Annotated in this window: 11 protein-coding genes; 9 read left to right on the top strand and 2 right to left on the bottom strand. The window is 75.0% G+C overall.

From position 1 onward, the window contains the following. The first annotated feature begins 41 nt into the window (after window positions 1-41). Both ACFYOJ_RS08570 and ACFYOJ_RS08565 read left to right on the top strand, forming a co-directional pair. Complete coding sequence (locus ACFYOJ_RS08570) at window positions 42-1,241, top strand: nucleotide disphospho-sugar-binding domain-containing protein (RefSeq protein WP_356551518.1); 1,200 nt, start codon at window positions 42-44, stop codon at window positions 1,239-1,241. A 96-nt stretch (window positions 1,242-1,337) separates the two neighbouring features. After that, window positions 1,338-2,897 carry a multicopper oxidase domain-containing protein gene (locus tag ACFYOJ_RS08565; RefSeq protein ID WP_356551517.1) on the top strand — a complete coding sequence of 520 codons (1,560 nt, stop codon included), beginning with the start codon at window positions 1,338-1,340 and terminating at the stop codon, window positions 2,895-2,897. A 79-nt stretch (window positions 2,898-2,976) separates the two neighbouring features. On the opposite strand, the gene ACFYOJ_RS08560 is transcribed toward ACFYOJ_RS08565, so the two are convergent. After that, window positions 2,977-4,431, bottom strand: coding sequence for an MFS transporter (locus ACFYOJ_RS08560; RefSeq protein WP_356551515.1), 1,455 nt, complete (start codon window positions 4,429-4,431; stop codon window positions 2,977-2,979). After that, the gene (locus ACFYOJ_RS08555; RefSeq protein WP_356551513.1) at window positions 4,428-5,999 is read right to left on the bottom strand and encodes an FAD-dependent oxidoreductase; all 1,572 of its coding nucleotides are present in this window, start codon (window positions 5,997-5,999) and stop codon (window positions 4,428-4,430) included. The genes ACFYOJ_RS08560 and ACFYOJ_RS08555 overlap by 4 nt, the downstream gene beginning before the upstream one ends. Window positions 6,000-6,276: 277 nt before the next feature. Between ACFYOJ_RS08555 and asnB the strand changes: the two genes are divergently transcribed. The 7 genes from asnB (at window position 6,277) to ACFYOJ_RS08520 (ending at window position 16,501) form a co-directional block, all read left to right on the top strand. Then, a complete protein-coding gene (gene asnB / locus ACFYOJ_RS08550; RefSeq protein WP_356551511.1) occupies window positions 6,277-8,124 on the top strand; it encodes an asparagine synthase (glutamine-hydrolyzing) in 1,848 nt (615 codons plus the stop codon). Then, window positions 8,121-8,987 carry a DUF6410 domain-containing protein gene (locus ACFYOJ_RS08545; RefSeq protein WP_356551509.1) on the top strand — a complete coding sequence of 289 codons (867 nt, stop codon included), beginning with the start codon at window positions 8,121-8,123 and terminating at the stop codon, window positions 8,985-8,987. The genes asnB and ACFYOJ_RS08545 overlap by 4 nt, the downstream gene beginning before the upstream one ends. Window positions 8,988-9,028: 41 nt before the next feature. Continuing rightward, complete coding sequence (locus ACFYOJ_RS08540) at window positions 9,029-10,327, top strand: cytochrome ubiquinol oxidase subunit I (RefSeq protein WP_356551507.1); 1,299 nt, start codon at window positions 9,029-9,031, stop codon at window positions 10,325-10,327. Between the two features lie 136 nt (window positions 10,328-10,463). Then, window positions 10,464-11,483, top strand: coding sequence for a cytochrome d ubiquinol oxidase subunit II (cydB, locus tag ACFYOJ_RS08535; protein WP_356551505.1), 1,020 nt, complete (start codon window positions 10,464-10,466; stop codon window positions 11,481-11,483). A gap of 50 nt (window positions 11,484-11,533) precedes the next feature. Then, on the top strand, window positions 11,534-13,210 hold the full coding sequence (gene cydD / locus ACFYOJ_RS08530; protein ID WP_356551503.1) for a thiol reductant ABC exporter subunit CydD: 1,677 nt from the start codon (window positions 11,534-11,536) through the stop codon (window positions 13,208-13,210). Next, window positions 13,207-14,988, top strand: coding sequence for a thiol reductant ABC exporter subunit CydC (gene cydC, locus ACFYOJ_RS08525; protein WP_356551502.1), 1,782 nt, complete (start codon window positions 13,207-13,209; stop codon window positions 14,986-14,988). Before cydD ends, cydC begins: the two co-directional genes overlap by 4 nt. A 22-nt stretch (window positions 14,989-15,010) precedes the next feature. After that, the gene (locus ACFYOJ_RS08520; RefSeq protein WP_356551500.1) at window positions 15,011-16,501 is read left to right on the top strand and encodes a peptide MFS transporter; all 1,491 of its coding nucleotides are present in this window, start codon (window positions 15,011-15,013) and stop codon (window positions 16,499-16,501) included. The last annotated feature ends 5 nt before the right edge of the window (window positions 16,502-16,506 follow it).

The raw sequence follows: 16,506 nt of genomic DNA, 5'->3' as shown, positions 1-16,506 counted from the left end.
CCCCGCGCCGTCCGGGGTGCTCTCGAGAAGGGCTGACTCGTATGCGTGTACTGGTGACCAGCTGGGCCTGGCCGACGCACTACTACCCGATGGCGCCGCTTGCCTGGGCCCTTCGCGCGGCGGGCCACGAGGTCCTCGTCGCCGCGCCGCCCTCGCTCGGCCCGGCCGTGGCGGGCACCGGCATGCCGTTCGTGCCGACGGGGCGCGACCTGGACGTGGTCGGGATGATCCGCTCCATCGTCGACGGGCGGGCCGGGAAGCCGGCTCCGGCGGCGGGCGGCGCCCCTGCCGCGCCGACCGCCGCCAAGGGGCCCCGCTCCACTCCGATGTTCACCGCCATCGCCGAGTCGATGGCGGACGAACTCCTTTCGGTGGGACGGTCGTTCGGGCCCGACCTCGTGATGTTCGAACCGTCCGCGTGGGCCGGCCCGCTGGTCGCCGCCGCGCTGGGCGTTCCCGCCGTGCGCGTGCCGTGGGGCGCCGACATCATGGCGTCCGTGCACCAGGCGGAGGGCGCGCTGGAGGCCGAGCGGGAGGCGCTCGCCCCGCTCGCCGCGTCGCTCGGCGTCCCCGGCGGCGCCGACACCCTCGGCACCCTCACCCTCGACGCCTGCCCGGCCCCGATGCAGATCGACGGCACCACCCACGCCACGAGCCCGCTGCGCTACGTGCCCTACAACGGGCCCGGGAACCCGCTGCCCGGCCACCTCGCCGGCCCCCGCACCCGCCCCCGCGTCTGTGTCACCTGGGGCACGACCGTCGGCCGCATCGACCCGGCCAGGGTGCTCACCGCCGAGGTGCTGCGCGCCCTCGCCGGCACCGGCCTCGACCTGGTCGCCGCCGTGCCGCAGGGCGGCCGGGCGGCGCTCGGGCCGATCGCGCACGAGGTGACCGTCCTCGAACAGGTCCCGCTGCACCAGGTGTTCCCGCACGTCGACGCCGTCGTCGGTCACGGCGGCGCGGGCACCGTCCTCGCCGGGCTGCTCAACGGGCTGCCGCAGGCCGCCCTGCCCCTGCTGCCCGACCACCGCTTCAACGCGGGCCGGCTGGCGGCCTCCGGCGCGGGTCTCCTGCTGCCGCGCGAGGAGGCGAGCCCCGGGCGGATCCGGGAGACCGTGCTCGCCGTACTGGAGGAACCGGGGCACCGCAAGGCCGCCGAGGAGTGCCGCGCCGATCTCCTCGCCCGGCCCACCCCGGCCGAAGTGGTCGGTGTCCTGGGGGAGTTGGCCGGCGGCCGCTGAGCCGCCCCACGTCGCTCGAGCGGGGCTCCAGTACGGTTCCGGATCATGGCTGAACATATCTTTGTACCGTACTGACCGACGACCCGTGGGGAAGACATGGCTGGTGTCCGACGGCGGCTCTTACTCGGAATCGGCGGCGCGGCCGTCGTGGGCGGCGCCGGGTGGGGCGCCAACTGGCTCACCGCCTACAGCAGACACGAGCGAAGCAACGTGGGATCGCTCGGCTTCCGCAACCGGCTGCGCATCCCGGACCTCCTCGACCCGCGGCCCGGGCCCGACGGCGTCAAGAGGTACGAGCTCGAACTGGCGCCGGGCGAGAGCGAGTTCCTCCCCGGGAAGAAGACCGCGACCTGGGGCGCCAACGGCCCCTACCTCGCCCCGACGCTGCGCGCCCGCAACGGCGACGAGGTCGCCCTGACGGTGCGCAACAAGCTGCCCGACGCCACCACCCTGCACTGGCACGGCATGCATCTGCCGCCCGCGATGGACGGCGGACCGCACCAGATGATCGCCGCGGGGGACACCTGGCGCCCGCACTGGACGGTGCACCAGCCCGCGGCGACCCTCTGGTACCACCCGCACCCGCACGGCGCCACCGGCTCGCACGTCTACCGGGGCATCGCCGGGATGATCATCATCGACGACGAGCACGCGGCGGCGGCCGGACTGCCGAGCCGCTACGGCGTCGACGACGTGCCGGTCGTCATCCAGGACAAGAACTTCCACGACGACGGCTCCCTCGACTTCACCGAGACCACCCTCAGCGACGACATCGCCGCCGTCGACAACGTGGGCGTCCTCGGCGACACCATCCTCGTCAACGGCACCTACGACCCGTACCACGAGGTCACGACCGAACGGGTCCGGCTGCGCCTGCTCAACGGGTCCAACGCCCGCGTCTACCAGCTCGGCTTCCCCGACGACCGCACCTTCCACCTCGTCGCCACCGACAACGGACTGCTGCGCCGCCCCCAGGGGCTGACCCGGCTGCGGCTCGCGCCGGGGGAGCGGGCCGAGGTCGTCGTGGCGTTCGAGCCGGGCGAGAAGGCGGTGCTGCGCAGCTTCGAGCCGGACCTCGGGGTGGGCTTCCCGACGCGCCGGTTCACCGGCGGTGACGACACCTTCGACCTGCTGCAGTTCCGCGCGGCCGGCACGCTCGCGCCGTCGCCCGAGCTGCCCGCCACGATCGCCGGCGCGCCGGTGCCCATCGAGGTGCCGCAGGACGCGAGGAAACGCAGGTTCGAGTTCGTCGGCACGCGCATCAACGGCAGGGCGATGGACATGAACCGGATCGACGAGGTGGTGCCCGCGGGCGCCCGGGAGATCTGGGAGATCGAGCGCGGCGACGGCCGCGTGCACGCCTTCCACCTGCACGGCGCGACCTTCAACGTCATCGACGTGCTGGGCGGGGAGCCGCCCGTGGAGATGCGCGGGCCGAAGGACACCGTCTACCTGCCGGAGACCGGCACCGTCAGGCTCGCCGTCGCCTTCGACACGCTGACCGACACCGAGAAGCCGTACATGTACCACTGCCATGTGCTGCGCCACGAGGACGACGGCATGATGGGGCAGTTCCTCGTGGTCGAGCCCGGCAGCGAGGACGAGGTGCCGCGCACCCTCAAGAGCAGCGCCGCGGAACACGGCGGCCACCACTGACACCGCCCGCCGGCCGGGACACGACGGAGGAGGGGCGCCCCCGGCCGGGGGCGCCCCTCCTCCGTCGCCGGTACGCGGATCAGCTCCGGGAGCGCGGCATCACGAACCGCAGCAGGGCCAGCGCCGTCACGTACATCAGCAGCAGACAGCCGAGCGCCCGGTCCAGGGCCGCGGTGTCCGAGGACAGCCCGGCGGACGACGCGTAGTACACCGTGCCCACCAGCGCCACCCCGAACGACGAGCCGATCTGGCCGAACGTCGCGAACACCCCGCTCGCCGAGCCGATGTCGCGGCGCGGCATCGCGCTCAGCGTGATGTTGTACAGCGGGGGGCTGACCAGGCCCATGCCCAGGCCCGCCGGGACCAGGCCGATCGCGATCTGCCCGGTCGACAGGTCCGTGCCCGCGGTGTGCCCGAACCAGAGCAGCAGCCCGGTGCCGAGTGCCATCAGGAACGCACCGGCCTCCAGCATCGGCCGGCCGAACCGCCCGGTGAGCGGCACCGAGGCGCCCGACGCCGCGGCGGCGGCCAGCGCGAACGGCATCAGGGCGATCCCCGTGTCCTTCGGGGAGAAGTCCAGCGCCGTCTGCAGATGCACCACGAACACCATGAAGAACGCGGCGACACCCCCCATCACCAGGAAGTTGACGCTCGCGCCCGCCGGGAAGCCCCGGCCGCGGAACAGCTCGGCCGCGATCAGCGGCGTACGTCCTGCCGCCTCGGCCCGGCGGTGCAGCGGGACCAGCAGCCAGCCCACCGCGGGCGCGGCCACCGCGAGCGCCACCAGCCACCACGGCCAGCCCCACTCGCGGCCCTGCACCAGCGGCAGCAGCAGCATCAGCAGCGCGGCGGAGGCCACGGCGATCCCCGCCGGGTCGATGCGGGCCGCCCCGCTCGGCTCCTCCTTCGGCAGCCAGCGCAGCGCCAGCACCAGGGCGAGGACACCGACGGGCAGGTTCACCAGGAACACCGAGCGCCAGCCCAGGCCCGCCACATCGGCGTTGACCAGCAGGCCGCCCAGCAGCGGGCCGCTCGTCGTGGCCACCGCGACGACCGCGGCCTGCGCCCCGAACGCGGCGCCCCGCTTCCCCTCGGGGAACAGCAGCGTGATGACCGGAGCCACCTGGGGCGCCAGCAGGGCCGCCGACAGCCCCTGCGCCACGCGGGCGGCGATCAGCACCCCCGCGTCCGGGGCCGCCGCGCACGCCACCGACGCCAGCGTGAAGCCGACGATGCCGGCCAGCACCAGGGGGCGCCGGCCGTAGGCGTCGCCGAGCCGGCCGGCCGTCACCAGGAACAGCGCGAACGACATCGTGTAGCCGACCAGCACCCACTGCACGGCCGTCTCGCCCGCGCCGAGGCCCGTGCGGACGGCCGGTGCGGCGACGCTGACCACGGTCATGTCGAACAGGTGCAGAAAGCTCGTCAGGAGCACCGCGGAGAGGGCCGGCCACGCCGCGCGCGACCGGTCCGCCGTGGCGGTCCGCCCGGCCCTGGTGCCGGGGCCGGCGGAGGAGAGCGCGGAGTCGGTCACCGGGCCAGCGCTCCTCGCAGGGCCGCGGTCAGTCCGGCCGCGTGGGTGCCAGGCGCGGCCCCGGCCGAACGCCAGGCGACGAAGCCGTCGGGGCGCACCAGGACGGCGCCGTTCTCCGGCGTGTTGTAGACGGCGCTCCAGGCGGCCGTCGTCTCCTTGACGTCGATGCCGATGCGGTAGGCGTCCACCCGCACGCCCAGCGTGCGCGCCGCCGCGGCCGCCGCCTCCGGCCACCCGGCCGGCTCCGCGCCGGTCAGCAGCACGAACGCGTCGCCGTACAGGTCGAGCAGCGACTTCTCCTCGCCGTCCACCAGGACCGGCAGGTGCGGGGCGCGGCTGCCCGGCTCGGCCGCCAGGTCCTGCGGCTCGATGAACTCCGGCAGCCCGTCGCCGTAGGTGTGGCCGAGCGTCACCGCGAGCGGGTCGCACAGCCGCGCCTTCTGGTCGTCGTCCGCGTAGCCGGCGCGGAACGCCAGGCGCAGCCGGGCCTGCTCGACGGTGCGCCGGGCGACCGGCAGCCGCTCCGCCTCGTAGGTGTCCAGGAGCTCCTCACCGGCCTCGCCGCGCAGCACCGCCGCCAGCTTCCAGGCGAGGTTGTGCACGTCGTGGATGCCGGTGTTGGCGCCGAACCCGCCGACGGGCGGCACGACGTGGGCGGCGTCGCCCGCGAGGAAGATCCGTCCCGAGCGCAGCCGTTCGGCGACCAGCGCGGCCATCTCCCAGGGCAGCACGTCGGCGACGAGGATGTCCGTGTCGGCGCCGATGGCCGAGCGGACCAGCTCGCGGGCGCGCTCCTTGTCGTAGGACTCCGCGCTGTCGCCCTGCTCCGGGTGGTACGTGGTGATCAGCGTGCCCTTCTGGCCGGTCTCGTTGATTCCGAGGACACCGGAGACCAGGTCGTTCTCGACCTGGCACAGCGAGAACCTGCGGCCCGCCAGCGGGCCCGTCATGTCCGCCTGGAAGAGGATGCTCAGCTGGTGGCGGAGCGTGCCGCTGCCGGTGCGCCCGATGCCCAGCGCCTCACGCACCGGGCTGCGCGGCCCGTCGGCGGCGATGGCGTAACGGGCGCGCACGGTGCGCTCCTCGCCGGTCCCGCGGTGCCGCAGCAGCGCCGTGACCCCGTGCGCGTCCTGCTCGACGGAGACGACCTCGGTGTGGAAGCGCAGGTCGGCGCCCTTCGCCTCGGCGCCCTCGCGGATCTTCGCCTCGATACGGTTCTGGCCGAGCGAGATCTGCGGTGCCGGCGTCAGGTCGGAGATGTCCTCGGGCGCGGGCAGCATGGTCGAGCTGATCTCCCGGCCCGCCAGCGACTCGACCTTCGCCTGGAGGCGGTGCCCGGAGTAGCCCTGTGCCTCCGCCAGCACCGCGTCCGCGACACCCGCCCAGCGCAACTGCTCCAGGGTGCGCGAGTACCAGCCCCAGGCCCGCGGGTGGATGGAGGTGCCCCGGTGGCGCTCGGCGACGACGACCCGGACGCCGTGCGTGCGCAGGAACAGCGCGGCGCTCAGCCCGGTGACACCCCCGCCGACCACGAGAACCTCGGTCTGCTCTGTCTGGCCTTCGTTCACGGGAACGATCCCTTCTGTCCCTCGGAGCCTGTGTACCGGCCGCGACCGGAGCCCCGATGCTGGGACGCCCGCCTACAAGGCGGGTCGAGGGCCGCTGGGGACACCGGGACGTGCCCGCGGGACGGGCGGGGCCCCGCCGGCACGTCCCGGGACCCCGCGGACGCCCCCCGGACCGGGACGGTGTCGAGTCCGCGTCGAGACGCTTTCGAGCCCGCCGCCCCAGGATCGGCGCCGCAACCGCATGGGGAGCGACGTCGAGGACCGAAGGAGAGGGCCCATGTCCGGGATCACCGGCTGGATCGATCACACGAGGGACCTGGAGTGCGAGCGCGCCACGCTGCTCGCGATGACCGGGACGCTGGCGCCGCGCGGGCCCGAGGCGGAGCGGGTGTGGCTGTCCGGCCGGGCCGCCTTCGGCATGCGCGGCTCGAACCCCGACGGCCGCGGCGCGCAGGTCCCGTGGACGCTGCACGAGGCGGGCCGCACCGTGCTCACCGCCCTCGTCACCGGCTCCCTGTACGACACCGCGCAGCTCGCCGCCGAGCTGGGGCTGCCCGCCGGCGCCACCCAGGGCGAACTGGCCGGACGGGCCTACCTGCGCTGGGGCGAGCGGTTCGCCGAGCACCTCGACGGGGCCTTCGCCGTCGCCCTGTGGGACGAACGCACCCGCGAACTCGTCCTCGCCCGCGACCGCCTCGGCAACCAGCCGCTCTACTACTACCCGCTGCCCACCGGCGTCCTCTTCGGCTCCGAGCGCAAGGCGATCCTCGCCCACCCGGCCGCCGAGGCGGTCATCGACGCGGACGGCCTGCGCGAGCTGTTCGGCTACGCCGGCACCGCCGGCCACGGCATCCTCAAGGGCTTCTGGCAGGTCCGCCCCGGCCACGTCGTCCGCTTCTCCGCGGACGGCGAACGGTCGTACCGCTACTGGCAGCTGACCGCCGAGGAGCACACCGACGACCGGGACACCACCGTCGCCCGGGTCCGCGAGCTGCTCGGCGACAGCGTGCGCCGCACCCTGGGCACCGGCGACGTGCCGGGCATCATGCTCTCCGGCGGCATCGACTCCAGCGCCGTCACCGCCCTCGCCCACAAGGCGCTCGCCGAGCGCGGCGGCGGCACCGTGCGCACCTTCACCGTCTCCTACGGCAGGGCCGAGGAGTTCAAGGAGGACGAGATCTGGGGCAGCCCCGACGCCCCGTTCGTGCAGTCCGTCGTCAAGCACCTGGGCACCGAGCACACCGACCTCGTGCTCGACACGGCCGACATCGTCGACCCGGCGATCCGCGCGGCCGTGCTGCGCGCCAAGGACGTGCCCAGCCCGCTCGGCAACATGAACACCTCGCTGTACCTGCTGTGCCGCGCCGTGCGCGAGCACGTCGGCTCCGTGCTGCTCGGCGAGATCGCCGACGCCGTCTTCGGCGGCTTCGCCTGGGTGCACAACGAGAAGCTGGTGCAGGCCCCCACCCTGCCCTGGGTCGCCATGGGCCACTTCGGCGGCGGCAGGCACGGCCTCGGCGGCGACCTGCTCGCCCCCGGCCTGCTCGCCGAGCTCGACCTCAACGGCTACGTCGCCGACGCCTACGCCGACAGCATGGCCCAGGTACCGCGCCTGGACGGGGAGAGCGGCCGGACCCTGCGGATGCGCGAGATCACCTACTTCCACCTGACCCGCTGGCTGGAGACGCTGCTCAGCCACGACGAGTCGCTGGGCTCCGCCAACGGCCTGCAGACCCGGATGCCGTTCTGCGACTGGCGCCTGGTCAACTACGCCTACAACGTGCCGTGGGACCTGAAGAGCTTCGACGGCCGGGAGAAGTCGCTGCTGCGTGCCGCCGTCGCCGACCTGCTCCCCGACGACGTGGTCAACCGCGCCAAGAGCCCCTACCCGGTCACCCAGGACCCGGCCTACGGCCACGCGCTGACCAGCGGCCTGTCCGCGCTGCTCGCCGACCCGGCGGCCCCGGCCCGCGACCTGGCCGACGCCACGGGTGTGCGGGCCCTCATCGACGACCCGTCCGTTCTCGACAGCGGCATGCGCGCCTGGGTGGCCCGCGCCAACGTCGAGATGCTGCTCGGGCTCAACAGCTGGCTGCGCGCCTACGGCGTCCGGGTCGAGCTGTGAGAACCACCGCTCTGCCGGGGCCGGTCATCGGCCGGGAGGTCACCCCGTTCGGCCGCGGCTTCCGCATCGTCATGGCGCTCGTCGCGCTCGTCCACGTCGCGGCCCGCTTCGGCGGGCGCGACGGCGGCGAGATCGCCGTCGCCCTCGGCTCCGCCGCCGCCGTCGCCGCGCTGTTCACCGCCCTCGCCCGGGTCCTGCGCCCCTGGCTGGACGGCACCCGCGGCGACGCCCTCGCCGGCTGGCCCGGCGGCGCCCTGTTCGTCGTGCCGCTGCTGGCCTACCCGATGGGCCTGGTCCCCGAGACCGTCGGCCTCGGCATCGCCCTGTACGTCGAGGGCTCGCTGCTGCTGGCCGGGATCACCGGGTACGGGGGCGTGGAGTCGGCGGCGCTGCCCGCCCTGGTCTGGGGGTTCCGGCCGCGTCTGTACGGCCCGGTCAACCTGGTGGACCTCGCCGAGCGGGCCCCGCTGCGCGCCAGGGGCCTCACCCCGGTGGTCCGCGGCCTCGTGCTCGCGGCGCTCGCCTGGTACTGGGCCGTGCCGACCCTCGCCGACGTGCGCGGCGGCGTCGGCGAGTTCTTCGCGCCCGCCGGGAACCTCGGTCCCGTCGCGGCGCTCGCCATCGCCGCCGCGGGCCTGGCCGTGGCCCTGCTCGGCAGCGGTCCCGGCGGTCCGCGCGCCCGCTTCCTGCCGGCCCTCGCCCTGCTCCTGCTGGGCGGCGCGGGCGCGGTCGGCGCGCTGCCCGACGGTCTGTGGGCCGCCGTGATCCTCGGCGGCCTGGTGGCCGGCGCCGCGGCCCTGCGCCGCTCGCTCAGGCGAGACTCCAGGACGGTTCGAGCGCTGTCCGCTGAAGTGCATTCGTAAGTCCGACATGGACCTGGGTTCTGACCAAGGGGTGCCCCACCGTGGACGACGTGACCACGCTCGCCCGGCTGCAATTCGCGATCACCGCGATCGCGCACTACATGTTCGTCTCGCTCACCTTGGGTCTGGTCACCTTCGTCGTCGTGATGCAGACCCGCTGGGCGATGACCAAGAAGGAGGAGCACCGCAGGCAGACCCGGTTCTGGGGGCAGCTCTACGTCATCAACTACGTCCTCGGCATCGGCACCGGACTCGTCATGGAGTTCCAGTTCGGACTCGCCTGGAGCGGACTGACCCACTTCGTCGGCAACGTCTTCGGCGCGCCGCTCGCCGTGGAGACCCTGGTCGCGTTCTTCGCCGAGTCGACACTGCTCGGCCTGTGGATCTTCGGCTGGAACCGGATGGGCCACCGGCTGCACACGCTGATGATCTGGCTCGTCGCCCTGACCGCGTACGCCTCCGTCTTCTTCGTGCTGGCCGCCAACGGCTTCCTCCAGCACCCGGTCGGCAAGCGCACCGAGAACGGCAGGATCTACCTCGAGAGCTTCACCGACCTGCTCACCAACAGCAACGCCCTGGCCGCGGCCGCCCACGTGCTCAGCGCCTCGCTGGTCACCGGCGCCTTCTTCATCGTCGCCGTCAGCGCCTGGCACCTGCGCCGGGGCACCGGGCACACCGAGTTCTACTGGTCGTCCCTGAAGCTGGTGCTGCCCGCGGCGCCCGTGCTGGTCCTGCTGACCGCCACCCTCGGCGGCGTCCAGATCGGTTACTCCTCCGACCAGACACCCACCAAGTACGGCTCCGGGTTCGAGGGCGCGGTCGCCAAGGCCCGTGAGTTCCAGGAGCAGTTCGGGCCGGGCAACTACTACCCGCCCTCCTTCGCCCGCACCTTCGAGTTCGTGATGATCGTCCCCGCGGCGTTCATGATGCTCGTCACCCTCGTCGGTGCCCTGATGATGATCAAGCGCCGGCTGCTGCGCGGCAGGATCGTCCTGTGGCTGCTCACCGCCGCCGTGGTGCTGCCCTACGTGTCCAACGTCTCCGGATGGATCTTCCGCGAGGTCGGCCGGCAGCCCTGGGCCGTGTACGGGGTGCTGCGCACCGAGGACGCCGTCAGCCCCGGACTCACCCCGGGCACCGTCATGTTCTCGCTGATCGTCTTCTCCGTGCTCGTCATCGGCCTGACCCTCGTCGACTGGGGCCTGCTCGTCCGCTTCGCCCGGCGCGGCCCCGAGGGTGCCCAGCTCGGCCGGCTGCCCGGCGAGTCCGACGCCGGCCGGCTGCCCGCCCAGCGCACCCGCGAGACCGAGGCCGAGCGCGACTCGGCACCGCTCTTCTAGGGCCTCTGTCCGGACCGGACCGGGCCGGGCTCGTGGCTTTTGGCCCGGTCCGGACGGAGGACCCCGGGACCGGCCGGTTCCGGTCCCATGCCGACGCCCGGTCGGCCCCGAACCGACGAACGAGGAGACGTTCACCGTGTGGGAGATCATCTGGTACGGCCTGCTGGGGGTGCTGCTCGCCGGGTACCTGGCGCTCGACGGCATCACCCTCGGCACCGGCATCATCGGCCGCCTCGTGGCGCGCACCGATGACGACCGGCGCACCGTGGCCGCCGCGACCGGCCCCTTCTTCCTCGGCAACGAGGTCTGGCTGGTCGCCGCCGCCGGCATCACCCTCGGCGGCTTCCCCGGCCTGGAGTCCACCGTCATCACCGGCTTCTACCCGGTGATCGTGCTCGCCGTCGCCGCCCTGCTGGTCCGTGAGGCGGCCACCCAGTTCCGGCGGCGCGTGGCGTCGGAGCGCTGGCTGCACCGCTGGGACGGCCTTGTGCAGGGCTCCTGCCTCGTCCTGGCCGTGATGTGGGGAACCCTGGCCGGCGCCGTGCTCGGGGCGCTGCCGGTGCGCGGCGGCGAGTTCCACGTGTCGGCGGATGTGCTGCTGCGCCCCGTGCCGGTGCTCTCGGCGCTCACCGCCGTCGCCGTGTTCGCGCTGCACGGCGCCGTGTTCCTCGCCGTGCGCACCAAGGGCGACGTCGCCGGGCGCGCCGTTCGCCTCGCCGGCCGCCTGGGTCCGGTCGCCGCCGTGCTCGGTGGGCTCACCCTGGCCGGCGCGGCGCTCGACCCCCGCGCCAAGGACGGTGTGCTCAACGTGCTGCCCGCCGCCCTGCTCGCCCTCGCCGCGATCGGCGCCGCGCTGCTCGCCCCGCGCCTGGCCGCCTCGGCGGCCGGCCGCGGCGGGCTCGGCGCCCCGGCCGTCAGCGCCCTCGCCGCTCTGCTGCCGGTCGTCGTGATCGGCGCCGCCCACTGGCCCCAGGCCGTCGTCTCCACCCACGCCGGGCAGGACGTGGCCGTCAAGGACGCCGCCGCCGACCCGTCCACCCTCAGCGTGGTCGGCCCGGTCGTGCTGCTGGTGCTGCCCGTGCTGCTCGCCTTCCAGGCCATGCAGTGGTGGGCCCACCGCGCCCCGGCCGACGACCGGACGCCGGCGTACCTGTGACCGCCGCCGCCGGTACAGAGACCGGGCTCTCCCAGGGGGCTTCGTCCCCCGTGCCCCCGGGAGAGCCCACCGACCGCGCCGTCCGCGCCTGGCTGCTCGCGGCCGTTCCGGGCGTCCGCCGCGCCGCCGTGCGGACGGGCGCCGCCACCGCCCTGGGCGCGGCGGCCGTCGTCGGCCAGGGCCTCGCCCTCGCCGCCGCCCTCACCCACGCCTTCCGGGGCACCGACCCGACGGCCGCCGCGCTGTGGTGCGCCGTGGCCGTCGCGGTCCGCGCCCTCACCGGGCTCGTCCGCTCCCGCGCGGCCCAACGCGCCGCCGCGGAGGCCAAGCTGAGGCTGCGCACCGAACTGCTCGACGCGACCGCCCGCACCGGCCCCTACGCCCCGCGGCGCGCCGCCGGGGAGACGGCGACCCTGCTCACCCGCGGTCTCGACGCCCTCGACCCCTACCTCGCCGGCTATCTGCCACAGGTCGCGGTCGCCGCGCTCGTGCCGCCCGCCGTCGTCGTCGCGGTCCTCGTCCACGACCCGCTCAGCGGCGTCGTGCTGCTGGTGACGCTGCCGCTGATCCCCGTGTTCGGCGCGCTCGTCGGACTGCACACCCGCGACGCCACCGCACACCAGTGGGACGTGCTCGCCCGGCTCGGCGGGCACTTCCTCGACGCGCTGCGGGGCCTGGGCACCCTGCGCGTCTTCGGCCGCGCCACCGTCCAGGAGGAGGTCGTCGGACAGGCCGCCGACCGCCACCGCCGGGCCACCCTGCGCACCCTGCGCATCGCGTTCCTGTCCACCCTGGTCCTGGACACGGCCGCGACGCTCTCCGTCGCCCTGATCGCCGTACCGGTCGGCCTGCGGCTGCTCGGCGGCTCGCTCGACCTGCACACCGCGCTCGTCGTCCTCCTCCTCGTCCCCGAGGCGTTCCTGCCGCTGCGGGTGCTCGGCAGCCGCTTCCACGCGGGCGCGGAAGGCATGGCCGCGGCCCGCTCCGCCCACGGCGTCCTGACCACGGCCCCCGCGCCGACGGGCAGCGCCGCCGTCACCGACGTCCCCGCCCCGCGCCGCATCAGCCTCGACCACGTCACCGTGACGCTGCCCGGCCGGACCGAGCCGGTCCTGCGCGACGTCAGCCTCACGCTGCACGCCGGCGAACGCGTCGCCCTCACCGGTCCCAGCGGCGCCGGCAAGTCCACCCTCCTCGCGCTGCTGCTCGGCCTGCTCGCGCCCACCTCGGGCCGCGTCCTGATCGACGGCCGCGACCTCGCCGGACTCGACGCCGACGCCTGGCGCCGTCACCTGGCCTGGGTGCCGCAGCGCCCCCACCTGTTCGACCGCACCGTCGCCGACAACATCCGCCTCGGCCGGCCCGACGCCTGCGACGCGGACGTGGCCCGCGCCGCCCGCGCCGCCGCGGCCCACGACTTCATCACCTCCCTGCCCCACGGCTACGCCACCCGGCTCGGCGCGCGCGGCGCGGGACTCTCCACCGGCCAGCGCCAGCGCATCGCCCTGGCCCGGGCGTTCCTGCGCGACGCTCCCGTCCTGCTGCTCGACGAACCGACCTCCGGACTGGACGCCGGCAGCGAATCGGCCCTCCTGGCCGCGAGCGCCCGCCTGATGAGGGACCGCACCGTCCTCCTGGTGGCCCACCGCCCCGCCCTCCTGCGGGGCGTCGACCGCCACCTGGAGGTAGGCGCGGGCACGGTACGGGAAAGGAACCTCGCCCCATGACGACCCGACGCTCCGGCACCGGCACCGGGGGCGGACCCGCGCGGAGCCTGTGGGCCGTGCTCGCCGAAGCCGGCGGACACGCGCGGCTGCTGGCCGCCGCCGTCCTCGCGGCCGCCGCCGAACTGGCCGGCACCGGACTCGCCGCGTTCGCCGCCTGGCTGATCGCCCGGGCCGCGCAGCAGCCGCCGATGGGCGCGCTGTCCCTGGCCATCGTCGCCGTCCGCGCGCTCGCCGTGACCAAGGGCGTCTTCCGGTACGGGGAACGGCTCGTCGGCCACGACGCGGCCCTGCGCGCCGTGGCCCGGCTGCGCCGCCGGGTGTTCGGTGCCCTTGCCCGCGGTCCGCTGCACGGCGGGCCCTCGGGAGGCGACGCCGTCTCCCGGGCGGTCTCCGACGTGGACGTCGTGCAGGACGCGCTGCTGCGGGTGGTGCTGCCCGCGGCGAGCGCGCTGCTCGCCGCGCTGCTCGCCGTCGGCGTCACCGCCGCGGTCTCCCCGGCCGCCGCCCTCGCTCTCGCCGCGGGCCTGCTGGCCGGCGGCGTCCTGCTGCCCGCGCTGACGGCGCTCGCCACCGTGCGCGCCGACCGCCGCACCGCCCGTACCCACGCCGAACTGGCCGCCCGCGCGGTCGACCTGGCGGAGGGCGCCGCCGACCTCCAGGTGTACGGGGCGGCGGCCCGGGAGAGCGCGGCCGCGGCCGGCACCGCCCGCCGGCTGCGCGAGCAGGACCGCGGCGCCGTCGCCCACGCGACCCTCGCCGCCGCGGTGCTGACCGCCGTGCAGGGCGCCACCACCCTCGCCGTCGCCCTGGTCTGCGCCCGCGCCGGCGTGCCCGCGGTCTGGGCGGTGACCCTTCCGCTGCTCGCCCTCGCCGTGTTCGAGGCACTCGCCCCGCTGCCCGCCGCGGCCCAGCTCGTGCCCGCGCTCACCGTGTCCGCCCACCGCGTCCACGCCCTGCTGCGCACACCTTCCGACCCCGCCGCCCGCGAAGCCGCCCCCGATCCCGTGACGCCCCTGCCCGTACCGGCCGCTGTCCGTCTGACCCTGCGCGGCGTCGGCGTCCGCCACGGTCCCGGGGCGCCCTTCGCGCTGCGCGGCGTCGACCTCGATCTGCCGCCCGGCAGGCGGATCGCCGTGCTCGGCGCCAGCGGCGCGGGGAAGTCCACGCTGCTGTCCGCCATCGCCCGTCTCGTCCCCGCCGACGAGGGGGAGATCACCCTGGACGGCGACGCGCTGGCCACGCTCCCCGAGAGCGTGCTGCGCCGGCGGATCAGCGGCGTCCTCCAGGACGCGCACGTCTTCCGCACCAGCCTGCGCAACAACCTCCTCCTCGCCCGGCCCGGCAGCGACGACGCCGCCCTGTACGACGCGCTGCGCGCGGCCGGCCTCGGCGACTGGGCCGACGCCCTGCCCGACGGGCTCGACACCCTTGTCGGCCCCGACGGCGACACCCTCTCCGGCGGCCAGCGCCGCCGCCTGCTGCTGGCCCGCGCCCTGCTCGCCGCGCCCCCGCTGCTGCTGCTGGACGAGCCCACCGAGAACCTCGACGCGGCCACCGCCGACGCCGTCCTGGCGGCCGTGCTGCACGCCACCGAAGGCCGTTCCCTGGTCCTCGTCACCCACCGCCGCACCGGCCTGGAGGCCATGGACGAGATCCTCGTGATGGCCGGCGGGAGCATCGTGCGCCGCGGCACCCCCGCCGAGATCCTCGGCACTCCTCGACCCGTGCTCGACCCGGTCCCGACGCCCCTGGAACAGGCTGCCCCGGTATCCCCGTAGCCACCCTGGAGGAGACCGAGAGATGGCCGTGTCCACCCGGACCGGCACCACCCGGCAGACCGGCGCCACCGGTCTGTTCGGGCGGCCGCGCTGGTTCATCACCTTGTTCGGCACGGACGTGTGGGAGCGGTTCAGCTTCTACGGCATGTCCGCGATCCTCGTCCTGTACGCGACGGAACCGGAGGCCGCCGGCGGTCTCGGCATGGGCGACGACGACGCGGCCCTGCTGTACGGGATGTACATGGCCGCCGTCTTCCTCGCCTCCGTCCCCGGCGGCTGGCTCGGTGACCGCGTCCTCGGCGCGCACCGGGCCGTGCTGTACGGCGGCGTCACCATCGGCGTCGGACACCTGTGCCTGGCCGTGCCCGGCCCGGTGCTGTTCTTCCCGGGGCTGCTGCTCATCGCCCTCGGCACCGGACTGCTCAAGCCCAACATGGCCAACCTGCTGAGCGCGTTCTACGCCCCCGAGGACCGGGTGGGCCGTGACGCCGGTTTCGCCATCTTCTACATGAGCGTCCAGGTCAGCGCCCTGATCGCACCGCTGGCGGTCGGCACGGCGGGCGAGGGCGTCGACTGGCACCTCGGCTTCGCGCTCGCCGCCGCCGGCATGGCCTTCGGCCTCGTCCAGTACGTGCGCGGCACACGGTACTTCGGCGACGTGGGCCGCGCCCCGGAGCGCGCCGCCACCCCCGCCCAGCGCCGCCGCGTCGCCCGCCTGACCCTCGCCGCCGCGGCCGTGACCGCCCTCGTCTACGGCGTCGACGTCATGCTCGGCGCCTTCCGGCTGCAGCACGTCATGGCGCTGATCGGCCTGCTGTGCGTGGTCTCGCCCGTGCTCAGCTTCTGGCGGCTGATCCGCGCCCCGGGCATCACCGCGGCCGAGCGGCTGCGGGTGAAGACGTACATCTGGCTGTTCGCCGTATCGGCGGTCTTCTGGGCGCTGTTCCTCCAGGGCGGTTCGGTCTTCGCGCTGTTCGCGAAGGACGACACCGACCGCGACGTCCTCGGCTTCACCGTCCCGGCCAGCTGGTTCCAGGCGGCGATCCCGCTGTTCGTGCTGCTCACCGCGCCCTTCTTCGCGCGCCTGTGGCAGTGGGCGGGGGACAGGTTCGACACGGCCGTCAAGTACGCCATCGGCATGGGCTGCACCGGCGCCGCCTACCTCGTCATGACCCTGGCCGCGCTCGGCGCGGGCACCGCCGGCGACGGGCTCGTCTCCCCGCTGTGGCTGGTCCTCGCCTTCCTGCTGCTCGCCGCCGGCGAGGTCTCCTTCGCCCCGGTCGGCATGAGCGCCACCACCGCGATCGCCCCGGCCACCTTCGTCAGCCAGATGGTCGCTCTGTTCTGGCTGGCCGGAGCGCTCGGCGGCGGCCTCGGCGGCAACGCGCTCAAGGCCGCCGGCGGCGACAGCGCGGGCCCCGGCTACTTCCTCGCCCTGGGGGGCACAGCCCTCGCCGTCTGCGCGGCGCTCGTCCTGGCCCGCCGTCCGCTGACCCGCCGCCTCGGCGTCTGACCCCG

The organism is Streptomyces sp. NPDC006384 (assembly GCF_042870695.1).
Taxonomy (GTDB): domain Bacteria; phylum Actinomycetota; class Actinomycetes; order Streptomycetales; family Streptomycetaceae; genus Streptomyces.
The sequence above is the reverse complement of the archived record's forward strand: the minus strand, read 5'-3'. Positions and strand labels throughout refer to the sequence as shown.